Origin of the sequence: Citrobacter sp. Cpo147 (genome assembly GCF_030332405.1) — a bacterium.
GTDB lineage: Bacteria > Pseudomonadota > Gammaproteobacteria > Enterobacterales > Enterobacteriaceae > Citrobacter > Citrobacter portucalensis.
The window spans coordinates 1-19,255 of record NZ_JAOWHX010000030.1 but is presented as its reverse complement, the minus strand read 5'-3'; the positions used below and the strand labels follow the sequence as shown (position 1 = coordinate 19,255).

The window sequence follows — 19,255 nt, the reverse complement described above, 5'->3', positions numbered from 1 at the left end:
GGCATTCTGCCATCAGTGACACAATGTGGGTAAGAGCAGCGTATCAACTTCGGTAAACGCGACTGACGGGTAAAGGGCACCACCTTGCATTGCCCAGACACCTGCGGTACTGGCCTCGTCGATAAGTCGTACTGTTTCTACTCCCTTCACCACAACACGGTCGCAATATTCCCTGATATTTTTGATTAGCACCGGGAACATCGGTTTTTCTACCTGTTCCAGGAAGAAACCGCGATCCAGTTTCACAACGTCAAAATGACCGCAAACCAGCGGACTGGCCCCTACGCTGCCGGAGCCAAGATCGCCCAACCACAATGCGTTTGGGCCGTCGCGAAGTGAATTAATCAGCAGATTATTCAGGCACATGGTATTCGACAGAAAACGTTCTGAAAGTTCCAGTGCAATAAATGGTAGAGCATGTAAGGCCGACTTGATGGCTGGATCACCAATCGCCAGCAGTGCCATTTCGTCAATGAGGTTCAGGGTGCAAATAAGGCTGTTGTGCTCAAACCAGTCACGCTTTTCGGCAATTAATCGAATTTGCTCGAGCATGAAATTACGCTTTTGTTCGCTATCCCACGCTGAAATGATGAAATCTGGATGCAACGGGTGAACCGTATCTGAAGTAAACCGGGCGTTAATCTCCACACCCAGTAATTTATCTGTTGTGTCTCTCATCGGTTCCGCGATGAAATGATAGTGCATAAGACCACTCCAATTGATCATAACATCCTGATAATGCACTTCTAATCACAATCAATCAATAATATCGATCAATGATTCGATATTGATCGATAAAAACAATATATCATAACAAGCTGAATATTGTCACATTTATTGTTTTAAGAAAGTTCCTACCTTGCTATGTTTATTAACATCAGCTAGCAATGAAATAATACCATTTCAATGCCTTTGAAACCTCGTATTTTCTCTGATTCACCGACGTTAGATGCCTGAACGAAGCACAAGCGGAGGGGGATGATATACTCCTCACATGTAATGACGTGACAGGTCACGTGAGGCGGATAACCATTCTCCAGGGAAAAAGCGTGGGATATAATTTCAGGCCAATTTCGAGTGTGTTTAATACGTCAATCATAACTCATTGATTGATATAATATAAGTGTTAGCCAAAAGGATTAAAGCCATGGGTTTTTTATCAGGTAAGCGCATTCTGGTGACAGGCCTTGCCAGTAAATTGTCTATCGCATGGGGAATCGCTCAGGCGATGCATCGCGAAGGTGCCGAACTGGCGTTCACCTACCAGAACGACAAGCTGAAAGGTCGTGTGGAAGAATTTGCAGCGCAATTAGGCTCCAACATTGTTTTGCAGTGTGATGTGGCTGAAGATGCCAGCATTGACGCCATGTTTGCTGAACTGAGCAAAGCCTGGCCGAAATTCGACGGTTTCGTACACTCCATCGGCTTCGCACCTGCTGACCAACTGGATGGCGATTATGTGAACGCAGTTACCCGCGAAGGATTTAAAATTGCGCATGACATTAGCGCTTATAGCTTTGTTGCGATGGCAAAAGCATGTCGTTCCATGCTAAACCCTGGCTCTGCGCTACTGACGTTGTCCTATCTGGGCGCAGAGCGTGCAATCCCTAACTATAACGTGATGGGCCTGGCGAAAGCCTCATTGGAAGCAAACGTCCGTTATATGGCTAACGCAATGGGGCCTGAAGGCGTACGCGTAAATGCAATTTCCGCAGGTCCAATCCGCACCCTCGCCGCTTCCGGTATCAAAGATTTCCGTAAAATGCTGGCCCATTGCGAAGCTGTTACGCCGATTCGCCGCACTGTTACCATTGAAGATGTGGGCAACTCTGCGGCATTCCTGTGTTCCGATCTTTCTGCCGGTATCTCTGGTGAAGTCGTACACGTTGACGGTGGTTTCAGCATCGCTGCAATGAATGAACTAGAACTGAAATAATCTTCCACTGTTCTCTGGGCGGCCCGCTGTCGCCCATGATGCTCGTTTTTAATTCCCCTCTACCCTGTCCCATATATGCTTTTCTGATATTTATTATCACGTAACAATCTTTCATCCCCCCTTCTGCTTACGTCAGGATATTGCAGCGCAAACGATCCGGCGAGTGGTATGACGACGTGTCCGGGTCGCCACTTTTTAGACCAAGGACCGCCCATGGAACAACGCCGAATTGAAGGCAAAAGCCACTGGTATCATGAGACGCAATCCAGCATGTATCCACAATATGTTCTGCCGCTGGTGCCGGAAGCAGCTCATGTCGACGACTGCTTTTTACTGGATCTGGCGATATCTGATGACGCCCTTTTACCTTTTCAATCCTGGTTAATCCCTGCCCGTAAACTTGCACAGATTCTCTTCCCGACCCACGTAAACCTGAGTCAGATGCACACATTCAGCGCCTATGAACGGATGAGTACGGCGTTAACCGTCGCTCAGGTATATGGCGTCCAGCGATTATGTAATCACTATGCCGCGCGTCTAACACCGCTTCCTGGGCCGGACTCCTCGCGGGAAAGTAACCATCGACTGGCGCAAATCACCCAATATGCTCGTCAACTTGCCAGCTCTCCTGCCGTGATAGGCGCGCGCGATCGCCAGCATCTGGATGCTGTCGGGCTAACCACCAGCGATAGCATTCTGATGAATCAAATTATCGGATTCGTCGGTTTTCAGGCCCGTATCGTGGCCCTGTTTCAGGCCTGGTGTGGACATCCGGTGCGCCGAATTCCGGGTCTCGATATACAACAATTCGCTCACGCTGCGCCATTTAATGCAACAAACACAACCTGGCACGCTGCGCCATTCCCGATAGAAAAACATCTTAATCATGATGAGTCGGTAGACAGACGTTATCCCGAGGAACTGCAAGCGTTACTGCCATTACTGATACATTCCCCCGTCATTTTGGATTTACTCGGGTCGCTCATTTCCAGCACGCAACGTAGCGGGATACCGGTACAGGCATTTTCATTGGCGACGCTGATGACTTCACGGATTAATGGCAGCGTGGCCTGTTTTAATGAACATGCGTATTCAGCTCATGAATTAACCGAGGCCATTACCGTTCTTCGCCAGGATGAACGTGAATTACAACGTTGGGAACAACGACATCCGGTTGAGCGCGTTACCCTACAGGCGGTACAATGGCTGACCCGGGCGCCCGACCGCTTTAGCACCGCACTGTTAACGCCTTTGTTCGATCAGGGAATCTCTTCAGAGCAGGCCATTAACCTGCTAGCCTGGAGTGGATTGTGCGGATGGTTGAATCGCTTGAAAATCGCGCTGGGCGACACTGATTAACCGATCCACTTACTGAAAGAGCGCTTGCTGCCACTGGCAGAATCGCGTAAAACTGTCAGCCGCTCTTTTAGCCACGAAAATAGACAATTATGCTTCAGGACAACCCGCTGCTAGCGCAGCTTAAACAGCAACTACATTCCCAGACGCCACGTGCTGAAGGGGTGGTAAAAGCCACGGAAAAAGGCTTTGGCTTCCTGGAAGTCGATGCACAAAAAAGCTATTTCATTCCACCGCCGCAGATGAAAAAAGTGATGCATGGCGACCGTATTGTTGCGGTTATCCATACAGAAAAAGATCGTGAGTCTGCTGAGCCGGAAGAACTGATCGAACCCTTCCTGACGCGCTTCGTGGGTAAAGTTCAGGGCAAAAATGACCGTCTGTCCATTGTGCCGGATCATCCGTTACTGAAAGATGCTATTCCTTGTCGTGCAGCCCGCGGCGTTGAACATGAATTTAAAGAAGGCGACTGGGCTGTTGCAGAAATGCGCCGCCATCCGCTGAAAGGCGATCGCACCTTCTACGCCGAGTTAACCCAATTTATCACTTTTGCTGATGACCACTTTGTCCCGTGGTGGGTCACACTGGCACGCCATAATCTGGAAAAAGAAGCCCCAGACGGTGTAGCAACCGAAATGCTGGACGAAGGCCTGGTTCGTGAAGATTTAACCGCCCTCAATTTCGTCACCATCGACAGCGCCAGCACCGAAGATATGGACGATGCGTTGTATGCTGAAGAACAAGCTGACGGCACACTACAATTAACCGTCGCCATTGCCGACCCAACAGCCTGGATTGCAGAAGGCAGCAAGCTGGATAAAACGGCAAAAATTCGCGCGTTCACCAATTATTTACCGGGGTTCAATATCCCGATGTTACCACGTGAATTGTCTGACGATCTCTGCTCTCTGCGCGCGAACGAAGTGCGCCCGGTTTTAGCTTGTCGTATGAGCATTACTGCCGATGGCACGATTGAAGACAACATCACCTTCTTCGCCGCAACCATCGAGTCTAAAGCGAAGCTGGCCTATGACAATGTTTCCGACTGGCTGGAAGGTACAGGCGAGTGGCAACCAGAAAACGACGCGATTGCGGAACAAATCCGTCTGCTGCATCGTATTTGCCTGAGCCGAGGAGAGTGGCGTCATAACCACGCGCTGGTCTTTAAAGATCGCCCGGATTACCGTTTCGTTCTCGGTGAAAAAGGTGAAGTACTGGACATCGTCGCTGAGCCACGCCGCATCGCAAACCGTATCGTGGAAGAATCCATGATTGCGGCAAATATTTGCGCCGCCCGTGTGCTTCGCGACAAGCTGGGCTTCGGTATTTATAACGTCCATATGGGATTCGACCCGGCCAACGCCGACGCTCTGGCCGCGCTGCTGAAAACCCACGGTATGCACGTCGATGCCGAAGAAGTACTGACACTGGAAGGTTTCTGCAAACTGCGCCGCGAACTGGATGCACAGCCATCCGGTTTCCTCGACAGCCGAATTCGTCGCTTCCAGTCTTACGCTGAAATTAGTATTGAGCCAGGTCCACACTTTGGGTTGGGTCTGGAGGCATATGCCACCTGGACTTCCCCAATCCGTAAGTATGGCGATATGATCAACCACCGTCTGCTTAAGGCCGTCATCAAAGGCGAAACCGTCGCCCGACCTCAGGATGATACCACCGTGCAGATGGCAGAACGTCGTCGCCTGAACCGGATGGCTGAGCGTGATGTGGGTGACTGGCTATACGCCCGTTTCCTGAGTGATAAAGCCGGAACCGACACCCGCTTTGCGGCCGAGATCATCGACGTCAGCCGCGGCGGCATGCGCGTACGTTTGGTTGATAATGGCGCTGTTGCCTTTATTCCTGCCCCCTTCCTGCACGCCGTGCGTGACGAACTGGTCTGCAGCCAGGAAAGTGGTACCGTACAAATCAAAGGTGAAGTGGTTTACAAAGTCACTGATGTGATTGACGTAACTATCGCCGAAGTTCGCATGGAAACCCGTAGCGTTATCGTGCGTCCAGCAGCGTAAACTGACAAATCCAACGACCTTTCTCTTTTTTGAAAGGTCGTTTTCTTTTTTTACCGACCAAATTTCAACCACACACTACACTTCTCTCATCCAGTCAAAATTTTTTTTTACTATTTTTCAGTTCCGCTGGCTTTGCTTTTTATGGATTCTGGATTACATATAAATATATAAATAAAACAATACGTTCAGCCATAATCACCCTGAATGAATCATGGCTACCCTTACTTTTGAGGCTTTATGCGCTTTAAACGGGATAGTACACATCATGAAAGACGTCCGGGAGCTGGTTACGTTGTATAGCTATGTGGGCACTCATAACCCCTACTGGCGTTTGTCAGAGGATTGCAACATCCTGCATTTCTCTATTGATGAAACAGCAGAAGCTGAGCAGACCATCGAATTATCACCCGAACAGGCCGACCGCATTCGCGAGATGACCGTAATTACGTCAAGCCTGTTGATGACGTTACCCATTGAAGATGACGATATTCCGGTACATTTGGTCGGGCGGAAAATCAATAAGCGCGAATGGGCCGGTAGCGCATCAGCCTGGGATGACACCCCTTCCGTCGCACGCGACCTGGCTCAAGGTCTCTCTTTTGCCGAACAGGTGGTTTCAGAAGCCAATTCCGTTATTGTCATTCTTGACCGCATGGGCAACATTCAGCGTTTTAACCGTTTGTGCGAAGAGTACACCGGACTCAGAGAACGTGAAGTCATTGGCCAAAGCGTATTCACACTGTTTATGAGTCGACGTGAAGCCGCAGCCTCCAGACGTAACATCGAGGTCTTTTTTCGCGAAGGCAACTCATATGAGGTCGAACGTTGGGTGAAGACCTGCAAAGGTCAGCGCCTGTTTCTTTTTCGCAATAAGTTTGTACATAACGGTAGCGGCAAGAACGAAATATTTCTGATCTGTTCCGGCACCGATATCACTGAAGAACGCCGCGCGCAGGAACGCCTGCGGATGTTGGCTAATACCGACTCCATCACCGGATTACCGAACCGTAACGCCATTCATGAGCTGATAAGCGACGCGATTGAGAACGCAGGTGATACTCAGGTTGGGATTGTATATCTCGATCTTGATAACTTCAAAAAGGTGAACGATGCCTACGGGCATATGTTTGGCGATCAGCTATTACAGAGTGTGTCGCTTGCAATCCTCAGTTGCCTTGACGACAACCAGCTATTGGCTCGGTTTGGCGGTGATGAATTTATCGTCCTTGCCACCGAAACATCCCAGAGCACACTGGAGGCTACCGCATCGCGCATTCTGACACGCCTGCGTCAACCCTTTCGCATTGGCCTGATTGAAGTCTATACAGGCTGCTCTATTGGTATTTCCCTCGCTCCACAGCATGGTCAGGACTGCGAAAGCGTCATTCGTAACGCCGATACGGCCATGTACACCGCGAAAGAAGGCGGCCGCGGACAGTTTTGTGTTTTCTCTCCGGAAATGAATCAGCGGGTTTTTGAATACCTGTGGCTGGATACTAACCTGCGCAAGGCGCTGGAAAACGATCAACTGGTTATCCATTATCAGCCAAAGATAACCTGGCGAGGCGAAGTGCGCAGCCTGGAGGCGCTGGTACGCTGGCAGTCTCCGGAACGCGGCCTCATTCCACCACTGGAATTTATCTCCTACGCCGAAGAATCAGGGCTTATTGTTCCGCTGGGGCGCTGGGTTATTCTGGACGTTGTGCGTCAGGTTGCAAAATGGCGCGCCAAGGGAATCAATCTGCGCGTGGCGGTAAACGTTTCTGCCCGCCAACTCGCCGATCAGACGCTATTTACCGATCTCAAACAGGTGCTTCATGAACTCGACTTTGAATATTGCCCCATTGATGTCGAGTTAACGGAAAGCAGTTTGATTGAAAATGAGCAGTTGGCACTGTCCGTCATTCAGCAGTTTAGCCAGTTGGGGGCACAAATCCATTTGGATGATTTTGGTACCGGATATTCGTCACTGTCTCAACTGGCACGCTTCCCGCTTGATGCAATTAAACTGGATCAAACCTTTGTCAGGGATGTACACAAACAACCTATTTCGCAGTCGCTGGTACGTGCCATTGTTGCGGTCGCACAGGCACTCAATCTGCAGGTCATCGCCGAAGGTGTTGAAAGCGCGAAAGAGGATGCGTTTTTAACCAAAAATGGTGTCAACGAGCGTCAGGGTTTTTTGTTTGCCAAACCAATGCCAGCAGTTGCATTTGAACGTTGGTATCGACGGCACCTGAATAAAAAAACACGCTAATGCAGTGGGATCAAACGTTGAAAATAGCCATAAATGGACATTACCTAACGATCCTATCTGCATGTAATCACAGAATATATAATATTCTTCTATCATTGAAGTTAATACTATTTTTCCCTTCTCTTTTGCCATGAAATTCTGCATCATGAAATTCAAACTCTATTGCCATTAGGATGATAACCATGTCTGATATCGACGCTCAGCGTCTGGCCGAACGCATTGATACCGTGCTGGATATCCTCGTTGCAGGTGATTACCACTCAGCCATCCACAATCTCGAAATTCTGAAGGCTGAGCTGCTAGACACGGCCAAAGAAGATGCCGAGTCTTTGCCCAAAAAGCACAAGGCTCCCTGGGAGATCTGATGACATTAACCCTTTAATGTCGCTGCTATCAGCAAACTGCATATGAGGCAGTTTCCGTTTAATTTCCGATACGATATCGCAATAAAATTAATATTATGAATTCCCGACAACAATCTATTTTGCAGATGGTGACTGATAAAGGTCAGATGAGCGTTGCCGAACTGGCAAAAATCACCGGTGTCTCAGAAGTGACGATTCGACAGGATCTGAACACACTGGAAAAACAGAGTTATTTACGCCGTGCGCACGGTTTTGCTGTTTCATTGAACAGCGATGATGTGGAAACGCGCATGATGACTAATTTTACGCTGAAGCGTGAGCTGGCCGAATTCGCCGCATCGCTGGTAAGCCCAGGCGAGTCCGTATTCATTGAAAACGGCAGCAGCAATGCGCTCTTGGCCAGAACGCTGGCGGAGCAAAAAGATGTCACCATCATTACCGTCAGCAGCTATATAGCCCATCTGCTGAAAGAAACCCCCTGCGAAGTGATTCTCCTTGGCGGCATCTATCAGAAAAAAAGCGAAAGCATGGTGGGGCCCTTAACTCGCCAGTTTATCCAGCAGGTACACTTCAGCAAGGCCTTTATCGGCATTGATGGCTGGCAGGCTGACACCGGCTTCACCGGACGCGACATGATGCGTTCTGATGTGGTTAACGCGGTGCTGGAAAAAGGTGCAGAAGTTATTGTGCTTACTGACAGCTCAAAATTCGAAGCCATTCACCCTTACACGCTGGGTCCATTAGAGCGATTCAGCCGCGTAGTCACGGATTCCAGACTCAGCGCCAGCGTACAAATGCAGCTTGAGCACTCGGGTTTAACCGTCAATATCATTGATGCGCACGCATAAAATCTTCAGCAGATGATTTGTTAGTCGGCAAATCATCTCCTCTCTGAGAGTTATCTGACAGTCCAATTAAGACTTTTTACCTGTCGTTAACAGGATTAAGTCGTAAAATTAATGTTAGCGATATAACAGGAACGAACCTCCAATCTCAGGATAGTGTTTGTCATGCCTTCGCTAAACGGTTTCACGGAAATATCTTCGTTAGCCTAAATTTAGCGCTATTCTTAAAGAACACTGGATTCCGTGAATCAATAATTCAGGAGAAAGTATTATGTTAGTAACGAGCAAAAAAATGACCGCTGCCATTTTGGCGATTACTCTGGCAATGTCGCTGAGTGCCTGCTCTAACTGGTCCAAACGTGACCGTAACACCGCAATTGGTGCTGGTGCTGGTGCAATCGGTGGTGCGGTCCTGACTGACGGCAGCACGCTGGGAACGCTGGGTGGTGCTGCAGTAGGTGGTATTATTGGCCACCAGGTGGGTAAATAATTTACGGTTAAACGGCTCGATATAATAATACGTTTACTTTTTCAGGTCTGTATTATTAAAAAGCCACGGAAAAATTCCGTGGCTTTTTTTATTAACCGCCAGCCAATTTAACTTTCATTCCTTTGGCTTCCAGCAGCGATTTAATCAGGTCGCGTTTATCACCCTGTATCTCAATCACGCCATCCTTCACTGCCCCGCCGCAACCACATTTTTTCTTCAGTTCCGCAGCTAATTTGGTCAGTTCAGCATCGTCCTGATCTATTCCAGTAATCAGGCACACACCCTTACCTTTGCGGCCACTGGTCTGTCGTTGGATGCGAACAATGCCATCGCCTTTGGGACGCTCTGGGACGGCTTTTGGTTCATCAATACGCCCGGTGTCAGTTGAGTAGACCAGACGAGAATTTGAGTCGTTCATTTACGCACCTCGTTTCAGGGAGGCATTGATCATCTTCAGCGTCTGAGCCGGATCTGCCGACTGTGTGACCGGACGACCAATAACCATATAATCGACGCCAGCTGACTGTGCCTGTTCCGGCGTCATAATACGACGCTGGTCGCCTGCCTCGCTGCCTTCAGGACGAATACCGGGCGTTACCAGTTTAAATGCCTGGCCAAATGCCTGCTTGAATCGCACTGCTTCCTGCGCGGAGCATACGACGCCATCCAAACCACAATGTTGGGTTAAGCGCGCCAGCCTTTCCGCATGCTCCGCAGGTGACAACGTCACGCCAAGGTCGGCAAGATCGCTGGCTTCCATACTGGTCAGAACTGTTACTGCAATCAGCAGCGGCGCATCCTTGCCAAAAGGCACCAGGGCTTCACGTGCGGCGGTCATCATACGCGCCCCACCTGAAGCATGAACGTTAACCATCCACACGCCAAGCTCAGCCGCCGCCGCAACGGCATGCGCGGTAGTATTGGGAATATCATGAAATTTCAAATCAAGAAAAACGTCAAAGCCACGCTGTTGTAAATCGCGAACCAACTGAGGTCCAAAAAGCGTGAACATCTCTTTGCCCACTTTCAAACGGCAATCACGAGGATCAATTCTGTCGACAAAAGCTAATGCTTTATCACGATTGGAATAATCGAGAGCGACAACGACAGGAGAATCAGTAACAGCACGAGAAGAAGATGAAGCAGTAAACGTCATGACCAGACCTTCCTGAGGATGGGCGCCATCGGCGGCGCAAAATGGGTAAACGGCGTGCATTCTACCTGCGGCAATAGAAAATTAACAGGCGCGATTACATTTCTGCCGGGCAAATTTGGCAACGGAGGTTGAGGAAGGATCTGTTATAGATCATTAGTATGTTGTAACTAAAGTGAGGTTTTTTAAAAATTACAGCCCATCAAGTCCGCGAATAGGCTTAATGGTTGACCATGAGCGACAGGATGGGCAGTGCCAGTACAGTGTATATGCGGTAAATCCGCACTTCTGGCAACGATACCGAGGCTTGCTGCGCACCTGCTCCCCGACCATATCGCGCAGAACCATCAGGCTCTCTTTCGCGCGCCCTTCTTCTGCTTCGTTAAGATGGTAATCCATCAACTTGTGGAACACGCGCATCGTAGGATGGCGTTGTAGCTGGCGGGTAATATAAACCTGAGCGGTATCAGTCCCCTCACGCGCTTCAAGAATATCGGCCAGCATCAGCTCGGCGGCGGCGCCAGTATTCTCCTCAACAGCCCGACGTAAAAACTCGGCCCACTCATCGTTTTTCCCCAGATGCTGGTAGCAGCTTTGCAGCATTTCCAGCGTTTCGCTGACCAGTTCTTTATCCTGAGAAATCACGCGTTGTAGACATTCGACGGCCTTCGCGTAATCGCCTTTCACCATGTACACACGGCCCATCATGATGGAAACACGGGCACTGTTTTTGTCTGCCGCAGCCCCTTTTTTCAACAGCGTCATGGCGCGATCCATATCGTCGCTCCCCATCTGCTGTAAGGCCAGTTCGCAGTAGAAGTGAGCTATCTCAATACGCTGTTTATCTTTACCGAGCTTCACCAGGCGTTCTGCGACATCAATCGCTTTCTGCCATTCGCTGGTCGCCTGATAAATTTGCAGCAGTTGCTGTAATGCACCGACGCGAAAATCTGTTTCATCGGTAAGCTGATTAAACATGTCTTCCGCGCGGTCGTACAGACCTGCGGCCATGTAGTCGCGCCCCAGCTGTTGCACGGCCAACAAACGCTGCTCGTAGGTCAGCGAAGCACTTTCCATTAACGTTTGATGGATGCGGATTGCGCGGTCGACTTCACCGCGCGAGCGAAACAGGTTTCCGAGGGTGAGATGAGCCTCAACGGTGCCCGTATCCTCTTTTAGCATATCGAGGAACAGATCCACCGCTTTGTCTTGTTGGTTGCTCAGGAGGAAGTTAACCCCGGCGACATAGTCACGGGAAAGACGGTTAGCTTCATCCTGCTTGGTTTGTTGCGCACTTCTGCGACCCATATACCACCCATAGGCAGCGGCTACAGGCAAAAGCAGAAACAACAACTCCAACATAAATAATTATTCCTTCACAACCGACGAATCGGCAGAAACCGCAACGTCGGTCGCAGGCGTAAGCTGGTTTTCCAGTCGTTTGATTTTACGTTCGGCGCGCGCAAGAGACACACGAACCTTCAGCCAGAAAAGGCCGCAAATTAACCAACCAATCGCAAAACCTGCGGCAAACAATACAGCAAGCAGCGTAGAGATACGATACTCACCCTGAGCCAGCAGGTAATTAAACGTAACCTGTTGATCGTTTTGCGCACCTAATGTCACCGAAATAACAAAAATCGCCAACACCAGTAAGAAAATGAGTAAATATTTCACATTACTTCCCGTTATGTGGTTTGAGCGAATAAATCGTGTACAACTTACCGCGTTGAGCCCTTTAAATTACCATTTTCACAACGAGTGCGAAACGGAAAAGCGCTTTCCCCTTTCTGATTTAAGGGCAAAATTCGAAAAATCAATCATGGCTAACTTTCTTGTTCACGCTGAGCGATTTCTTTTTCCTCCTGCACAGGCGGCGTTAATGGTCCGCATACCCGCTGCGCAAGCCATGTCGCCAGTGTTACCAGCAACCATGAAATCAGCGTTGCAACGACCAAATCACGGGGCCAGTGCATGCCTAATAGCAAGCGACTGCCCATAACACCCGTAGCCCAGATAAGTAAAAACACAATCGTCAGCGTACGTCGGCGTGGCCATAACAGCCCTACGGCCAGTAAAGCCCAACTGGCGGCAAACATCGTATGCCCTGACGGAAAGGCAAACCCTGTTTCTTTTTGCCAGTGCTTACGTAGAAACGTCGGAATATCCTGTTGTTCGGCCAATTGCTCTTTAACTAAGTGACCACGATCTTTACGTTTTAAAGTGTAGAACTCATCAACAGGGATATGGTGCGTTTTTTCCAGCCACACGACAAAGGGCCGAGGTTCCTGCACCCTGTCTTTAACCCAGGACTTTACGCCCTGACCGACTAAAATTGCCGCAGCCAGGATCGCAAACAGCATTACCGCAGCTTTCAGACGAAAACGCAGACACCACAGAAACCATGCACAGAGAACAACGTGAGTGATAATACCCCACGGCTGCGTCACCGTTTCCGTTATCCAGTACAGAGATTTTAGCCACCAAACGTTATGTCCCGGCTGCCAGCTCCAGCCCGATACCCATACGGCAACCGGCATAATAAGTAGCAGTCCGGCCCCGACCGCAGTGCGCTTTGCAATTGACAGCATTGCCTCTCCTTTCGTCGATAAGTCTCACAATCATAACTGAAAAAAGCGCATGCCGGGGAAATTGACAATTTTGTGCCATTCCAAAAGCGAATCCGTTGTCGCGATTAGGTGAACATCGTTGCCTTATGGCAAAATAGTGCAATATAGAACAGAAGCCAACAGGCGACGGCACGACAGTGCCAGCATAATCTGGAGAATTACATGCAGCTTAAACGTGTGGCAGAAGCCAAACTGCCAACCCCCTGGGGTGATTTCCTGATGGTGGGATTTGAAGAACTGGCAACCGGACACGATCACGTCGCACTGGTTTTTGGCGATATCACAGGCCAAACGCCTGTCCTGGCGCGTGTCCACTCCGAATGTCTGACTGGCGATGCATTGTTTAGCCTGCGTTGCGATTGCGGCTTCCAGCTCGAAGCGGCTCTCACCCATATTGCTGAAGAAGGGCGCGGTATCCTGCTTTATCATCGTCAGGAAGGACGCAATATCGGTCTGCTCAATAAAATCCGCGCCTACGCGTTGCAGGACCAGGGTTATGATACCGTTGAAGCTAATCATCAGTTGGGCTTTGCGGCAGATGAGCGTGATTTCACGCTGTGTGCGGATATGTTCAAGCTGCTTGGTGTGGACGAAGTTCGTTTGCTGACCAATAACCCGAAAAAAGTGGAAATTCTGACCGAAGCGGGAATCAATATTGTTGAACGCGTGCCGTTGATTGTGGGTCGTAACCCGAACAATGAACATTACCTGGACACCAAAGCCGCCAAGATGGGACATTTGCTGGGCAAGTAATAGTTGTTACCGCCGATAAAAAAGCCTGCTCTCGCAGGCTTTTTACATTCTAGCTCAACATATTACGAATCACGTAGTGCAGAATGCCATCGTTTTGGTAGTACGTTAGCTCCGTCGCGGTATCGATACGGCAGCGGCATAAAACCACCTCTTTACGTCCATCCGAGCGAACCATACTCACCGGCACTGTTGCACCCGGTTTGATGTTTTGCAGATCCGTAATATCGATCGCTTCCTCACCGGTTAGTCCCAGCGTTTTACGCGTGACGCCCTGTGGGAATTCCAGCGGCAAAATCCCCATACCAATCAGGTTAGAACGGTGAATTCGCTCAAAGGACTCTGCGATAACCACGCGAACCCCCAGTAAGCGCGGGCCTTTTGCCGCCCAGTCGCGACTGGAGCCAGAGCCATACTCTTTCCCGGCAATAACCGCCAGGGGGATATTCTCCTGTTGATATTGCATAGCCGCATCATAGATAGCCACTACCTCAGTTCCCGGCAAATGACGCGTCATCCCACCTTCAACGCCGGGCACCATCTCATTGCGAATACGAATATTGGCAAAGGTACCGCGCATCATTACTTCATGATTCCCGCGCCGTGAACCGTAGGAGTTAAAATCTGTACGCTCCACGCCGTGGCTTTGCAGATAACGACCTGCCGGGCTATCCGGCTTGATACTGCCGGCAGGAGAAATATGGTCGGTGGTGACGGAATCTCCAAGCATTGCAAGGATACGCGCACCATGAATGTCCTGGACCGGATCCGGCGTCGCCTGCATACCATCGAAGAACGGCGACAAGCGGATATAGGTTGAGTCAGACTGCCAGCCATAGGTATCAGCCCGATCTACCTGGATAGCTTTCCATTCCGGCGTGCCTTCAAAGACTTCAGCGTATTCTTTATGGAACATGGCGGTAGAAACCTGCTCCACGGCACGTGCAATTTCCTGAGCCGTCGGCCAGATATCTTTCAGATATACGGGATCGCCCTTTCTGTCATGCCCTAACGGATCTTTCGTCAGATTGATATTCATATTCCCCGCCAGCGCATAGGCCACCACCAGCGGCGGAGACGCCAACCAGTTGGTCTTCACGAGCGGATGGATACGCCCCTCAAAGTTTCGGTTGCCGGAAAGCACAGCGCCAACGGTGAGGTCGCCTTTTTTGATAGCTGTCTCGATAGGATCGGGTAACGGGCCCGAGTTACCAATACAGGTCGTACAGCCATAACCCACAAGGTTAAATCCCAGCTCATCAAGGTACGGCGTGAACCCTGCCTGCGCCAGATAATCAGACACCACCTTCGATCCTGGCGCCAGCGAGGCTTTCACCCATGGCTGACGTTTCAGACCAAGCGTCACTGCTTTTTTCGCCAGCAGCCCCGCCGCCATCAATACGCTTGGGTTAGAGGTGTTGGTACAGGAAGTTATCGCCGCAATAACCACAGCACCGTCCGGCAGCTGGTACTGGTGTCCGTTCATTGCATAGTCCACTGGCTGGCGATCTTTCAGCGAACTATTCACTTCGAGTTCATTACTCGCCGAAAACGCTTTCGGGACATCAGCCAGTGCTACCCGATCCTGCGGACGCTTCGGTCCGGCAAGACTAGCTTCTACACTGCCCATATCCAGCTCCAGTGAACTGGTAAATACGGGTTCATCCCCAGGATTACGCCACATTCCCTGCGCTTTGGCATAGGCGCTGACCAGCTCAACCTGCTCCTCACTGCGCCCACTTAGACGCATATATTCAAGAGTGATGCTATCGATCGGGAAGAAACCGCAGGTTGCGCCGTATTCCGGTGACATGTTCGCAATGGTTGCCCGATCGGCCAGCGGTAAGGTGTCCAGCCCATCACCGTAGAATTCAACGAATTTACCGACCACGCCGTGCTTACGCAGCATCTGGGTGACGGTTAAAACCAGGTCAGTAGCGGTGATGCCTTCCCGCAGTTTGCCCACCAGTTTGAAGCCCACAACATCCGGGATAAGCATAGAGACCGGTTGACCCAGCATTGCTGCTTCAGCTTCAATGCCTCCAACGCCCCATCCCAGCACACCGAGACCATTAATCATTGTCGTATGGGAATCGGTTCCGACCAACGTGTCAGGGTAAGCCACCCACTCACCGTCCTGTAACTCGCTCCAGACGGCTTTGCCCAAGTATTCAAGGTTAACCTGGTGGCAAATCCCCGTTCCCGGTGGCACAACGCTGAAGCGACTAAATGCCTGCTGTCCCCATTTCAGGAACACATAACGCTCATGGTTACGTTCCATTTCCAGGCGAACGTTTTCTTCGAAAGCATCATCATCACCAAAACGGTCCACCGTTACCGAGTGGTCAATGACAAGGTCCACTGGCGAAAGCGGATTCACTTTTGCTGTATCTCCGCCCAGACGTTTCACCGCTTCGCGCATGGCGGCCAGATCGACCACCGCCGGCACGCCGGTAAAATCCTGCATCAGAACACGAGCGGGTCGATAGGCAATTTCACGATCGGCATGGGCAGTCTTCAGCCAATGCGCGAGCGCATGAATATCATCTTCGGTTACGGAATTACCATCCTGCCAACGAAGCAGGTTTTCCAGCAACACTTTCAGCGATTTGGGTAGTCGGGTGATATCACCCAGTGATTTAGCGGCCAGAGGTAAACTGTAGTAGCGGTAGGTTTTATCTTTAACCTGCAATGTGTCCTTACTGGCTTCTCGTAGGGTCGACGACATAGCTCCTCCTTAAATGACAGGGTTGGATCCCCTGATTTCCTCAGGGTTAGTATTAAAGATAACACAAACAAAATGTAACGCTTTGATAACAACTCAAATTGATAAAAGTAGCGCGCGATACAAAAGCGCGAAGTGAGGTCAATGGTAGGGAGGAAGGTCTAGCCGTGTAGATTAATAGGATGGATATTCAGCAGGCAATAGCGCAATCGATAATACGTTGATTAGGTGGCTGATGGTGAATACATGGGATAAACGATTCGATATTTAAGGTCACGAGGTAATCGTTATTATTATAAAATACGTACGAACTATTGTTTCTGTTCATCATCACCCGTTAACAGATCAATAAACGCCCGTTGTTCAGGAGAAAGTTTCCAGGATTCGGGTATCTTCGGCCCCTTCTCGGCGACGGTTTTGCTCTCGTGTTCATGTTCATGTTCATGTTCATGAGACGCTGGCGTCATAGTAGAGTGCTGCTTCGGCGCGGACATACTTACCCCCACACGTTCCAGGCCACGAGTGCGACAATAATCCAGAATATCGCAGAGCCAAGAAACACGGCGAACCAGGCTTTACGTTTCATCGCGGGATCCCGGCGTGCAGGCTGGTTTCCTGAAGGCATCGCTAACCTCATACTATCGAAATCACTTATCATTTAGGCACCAAACAATTGGTACAATTAATCATCAGATAGGAGGAATCCTAATAAAAAAGGCGATAAAAAGCCAGTTAATTTTCGGACTCGCTCTGATAAATAAATCAATTGTTTGATCAATTATGAATATTTGAGAGTGATTTTTGGCAAGCTGACTAATTTGAAACTACTTTAGAGAACTTTTTCCATAAATAATATATGGTTAATATATGTGGGGAGAAATAATGATTAAATACAAACGCTGCGTCGGTATCGCTTTATGCTTATGGATACCGACGAGGTTACAGCCGTTATTATTTCTCAGGCAATTTAATATCTTTAAACATGGCTTCAATATCATCGTTGGAACGCAGCGCCACCGCCGTGTCCACCACATCACGCGTCAGATGCGGCGCGAAACGTTGAATGAAATCATACATGTAACTGCGTAAGAAGGTGCTACGACGAAAACCAATTTTGGTGGTGCTATGGCTGAAAATATCATGCTCATCCACACGTACCAGGTCAGGATCGGAAACAGGATCAACCGCCATACTGGCAATCACACCCACGCCGAGCCCCAGACGAACATAGGTTTTAATGACATCAGCATCGGTCGCGGTAAAGACAATACGCGGCTCCAGACCCGCACGGTTAAACGCGGTGTCCAGCTCCGAACGTCCGGTAAATCCAAAGGTGTAGGTGACAAGCGGATACTGCGCCAGTTCCTCAATAGAAACCGAGGATTTGCCCGCCAACGGATGGTCCGGCGTGACGACAATCGAACGGTTCCAGTGATAGCAAGGTAGCATCACCAGGTCGTCATACAGGTGCAAGGCTTCCGTCGCAATAGCAAAATCCGCATTCCCTTTCGAGACGGCTTCGGCAATTTGCGTTGGCGATCCCTGGTGCATATGCAATGAAACTCGAGGATATCGCTCAATAAAACCTTTAATCACGTTCGGCAATGCGTAACGTGCCTGGGTGTGCGTGGTGGCAATATACAGCGAGCCTTTGTCCGGCCAGGTATGTTCGCCAGCAACGGACTTAATAGCATCTACCTTAGACAGTACTTCGCGCGCAATACGGATAACTTCCTGCCCCGCTGGCGTAACCTGGGTCAGATGCTTACCGCTACGGGCGAAAATCTGGATGCCAAGTTCATCTTCCAGCATACGAACTTGCTTACTGATACCGGGCTGGGAGGTATAGAGCCCTTCTGCCGTTGAGGAGACATTAAGGTTGTGGTTCACCACCTCAACGATGTAGCGAAGCTGCTGTAATTTCATGTTATGCCATCCCGATTTGCGCCATCAAATCATCGTTTCTGTGCAGGCTCGTGGGCGCTGCTAATACGATTTAATAATAAAAAGCTTGTTAACTATAACCACTATATCATTTATATGTACGCTGTATAGGTATGACAAAAAATAATATGCCATAAATAAATATCCTCCGGCATAGCCGGAGGTTTTTCTGATGCGCCTATAAGGCTCTGTTACCAGCCGCGCCCTAACAGGCGCATACGATCTGACATTTGCATCAGACTTCGTTACTTACGGCCCGTAAACGGGCTACCCGGATAAGGGATCGATAACTGCTCGCCCATTTTATCCTCTGCAAGCTGGTGCTTTATGTATTCCTGTATCCTTGCTGTGTTCTTACCCACCGTATCTACGTAATACCCACGACACCAGAACTCCCTGTTCCTGTATTTAAACTTCATATCACCAAACTGCTCATACAACATCAGACTGCTTTTACCTTTCAGATAACCCATAAAACCGGATACGCTCATTTTGGGCGGGATTTCCACAAGCATATGGATATGATCTGCACAGCATTCCGCTTCCAGGATCCGCACGTTTTTCCACTCACACAGCTTTCTTAATATGCTGCCTATCGCCCTACGTTTCTCCCCGTAGAATGCTTGTCTTCGGTATTTGGGCGCAAAAACTATGTGATATTTACAGTTCCATCGGGTGTGCGCTAAGCTCTTTTCGTCCCCCATTGGGACCCCCTTTTGATTTCTTGTTTAACCCTTGCAGTTGCCAGACCGCAAGGTGTTTTAACAAATCAAAAGG

The 19,255-nt window shown here is 49.6% G+C and carries 19 protein-coding genes; 8 read left to right on the top strand and 11 right to left on the bottom strand.

Features of this window, described 5'->3' with window-relative positions; genetic code table 11:
• Positions 1 to 12 precede the first annotated feature (12 nt).
• Positions 13 to 705: an EAL domain-containing protein gene (locus OGY06_RS02720; RefSeq protein WP_003833297.1), complete on the bottom strand. Its 693-nt coding sequence runs from the start codon at positions 703 to 705 to the stop codon at positions 13 to 15.
• Between the two features lie 442 nt (positions 706 to 1,147).
• Between OGY06_RS02720 and fabI the strand changes: the two genes are divergently transcribed.
• The 7 genes from fabI to osmB all read left to right on the top strand — a co-directional run bounded on the left by fabI (position 1,148) and on the right by osmB (position 9,276).
• Positions 1,148 to 1,936, top strand: a complete 789-nt coding sequence (fabI, locus tag OGY06_RS02715; RefSeq protein ID WP_020996373.1) for an enoyl-ACP reductase FabI — start codon at positions 1,148 to 1,150, stop codon at positions 1,934 to 1,936.
• A 213-nt stretch (positions 1,937 to 2,149) separates the two neighbouring features.
• A complete protein-coding gene (locus tag OGY06_RS02710; protein WP_286604627.1) occupies positions 2,150 to 3,295 on the top strand; it encodes a carboxymuconolactone decarboxylase family protein in 1,146 nt (381 codons plus the stop codon).
• Between the two features lie 89 nt (positions 3,296 to 3,384).
• A complete protein-coding gene (locus tag OGY06_RS02705; RefSeq protein WP_126957501.1) occupies positions 3,385 to 5,319 on the top strand; it encodes an exoribonuclease II in 1,935 nt (644 codons plus the stop codon).
• A gap of 265 nt (positions 5,320 to 5,584) precedes the next feature.
• A complete protein-coding gene (pdeR, locus tag OGY06_RS02700; protein ID WP_063940813.1) occupies positions 5,585 to 7,576 on the top strand; it encodes a cyclic di-GMP phosphodiesterase in 1,992 nt (663 codons plus the stop codon).
• Positions 7,577 to 7,758: 182 nt separating this feature from the next.
• Positions 7,759 to 7,941, top strand: coding sequence for a YciZ family protein (locus OGY06_RS02695; RefSeq protein ID WP_003833313.1), 183 nt, complete (start codon positions 7,759 to 7,761; stop codon positions 7,939 to 7,941).
• Between the two features lie 95 nt (positions 7,942 to 8,036).
• The gene (gene yciT / locus OGY06_RS02690) at positions 8,037 to 8,789 is read left to right on the top strand and encodes a DNA-binding transcriptional regulator YciT (RefSeq protein WP_003020580.1); all 753 of its coding nucleotides are present in this window, start codon (positions 8,037 to 8,039) and stop codon (positions 8,787 to 8,789) included.
• A 268-nt stretch (positions 8,790 to 9,057) separates the two neighbouring features.
• Positions 9,058 to 9,276, top strand: a complete 219-nt coding sequence (osmB, locus tag OGY06_RS02685; protein ID WP_003020583.1) for an osmotically-inducible lipoprotein OsmB — start codon at positions 9,058 to 9,060, stop codon at positions 9,274 to 9,276.
• A 91-nt stretch (positions 9,277 to 9,367) separates the two neighbouring features.
• On the opposite strand, the gene yciH is transcribed toward osmB, so the two are convergent.
• The 5 genes from yciH to pgpB form a co-directional block, all read right to left on the bottom strand.
• Positions 9,368 to 9,694, bottom strand: a complete 327-nt coding sequence (yciH, locus tag OGY06_RS02680; protein WP_003833315.1) for a stress response translation initiation inhibitor YciH — start codon at positions 9,692 to 9,694, stop codon at positions 9,368 to 9,370.
• On the bottom strand, positions 9,695 to 10,432 hold the full coding sequence (pyrF, locus tag OGY06_RS02675; protein ID WP_003833316.1) for an orotidine-5'-phosphate decarboxylase: 738 nt from the start codon (positions 10,430 to 10,432) through the stop codon (positions 9,695 to 9,697).
• A 189-nt stretch (positions 10,433 to 10,621) separates the two neighbouring features.
• Positions 10,622 to 11,791, bottom strand: coding sequence for a lipopolysaccharide assembly protein LapB (gene lapB, locus OGY06_RS02670; protein WP_003833317.1), 1,170 nt, complete (start codon positions 11,789 to 11,791; stop codon positions 10,622 to 10,624).
• A 6-nt stretch (positions 11,792 to 11,797) separates the two neighbouring features.
• Positions 11,798 to 12,106: a LapA family protein gene (locus OGY06_RS02665; RefSeq protein ID WP_003020595.1), complete on the bottom strand. Its 309-nt coding sequence runs from the start codon at positions 12,104 to 12,106 to the stop codon at positions 11,798 to 11,800.
• Between the two features lie 149 nt (positions 12,107 to 12,255).
• Positions 12,256 to 13,020, bottom strand: coding sequence for a phosphatidylglycerophosphatase B (gene pgpB, locus OGY06_RS02660; RefSeq protein WP_003833318.1), 765 nt, complete (start codon positions 13,018 to 13,020; stop codon positions 12,256 to 12,258).
• 201 nt (positions 13,021 to 13,221) lie between these two features.
• On the opposite strand from pgpB, the gene ribA reads away from it, so the two are divergent.
• A complete protein-coding gene (gene ribA, locus OGY06_RS02655; RefSeq protein WP_003020601.1) occupies positions 13,222 to 13,812 on the top strand; it encodes a GTP cyclohydrolase II in 591 nt (196 codons plus the stop codon).
• Positions 13,813 to 13,861: 49 nt separating this feature from the next.
• Here the strand turns inward: ribA and acnA are convergent, their stop codons facing one another.
• From acnA to tnpA, 5 genes are all read right to left on the bottom strand, one after another.
• On the bottom strand, positions 13,862 to 16,537 hold the full coding sequence (gene acnA, locus OGY06_RS02650) for an aconitate hydratase AcnA (RefSeq protein ID WP_286604625.1): 2,676 nt from the start codon (positions 16,535 to 16,537) through the stop codon (positions 13,862 to 13,864).
• Between the two features lie 308 nt (positions 16,538 to 16,845).
• A complete protein-coding gene (locus OGY06_RS02645; RefSeq protein ID WP_200921536.1) occupies positions 16,846 to 17,028 on the bottom strand; it encodes a YciX family protein in 183 nt (60 codons plus the stop codon).
• A gap of 2 nt (positions 17,029 to 17,030) precedes the next feature.
• Complete coding sequence (locus OGY06_RS02640) at positions 17,031 to 17,171, bottom strand: YmiA family putative membrane protein (protein WP_213732144.1); 141 nt, start codon at positions 17,169 to 17,171, stop codon at positions 17,031 to 17,033.
• Positions 17,172 to 17,485: 314 nt separating this feature from the next.
• Entirely contained in the window at positions 17,486 to 18,460 is a 975-nt protein-coding gene (cysB, locus tag OGY06_RS02635) for an HTH-type transcriptional regulator CysB (RefSeq protein ID WP_286604622.1), read from the bottom strand.
• A gap of 263 nt (positions 18,461 to 18,723) precedes the next feature.
• Positions 18,724 to 19,182 (bottom strand): IS200/IS605 family transposase, encoded by a 459-nt coding sequence (tnpA, locus tag OGY06_RS02630; protein WP_057069660.1) that lies wholly within the window; start codon positions 19,180 to 19,182, stop codon positions 18,724 to 18,726.
• Between the last annotated feature and the right edge of the window lie 73 nt (positions 19,183 to 19,255).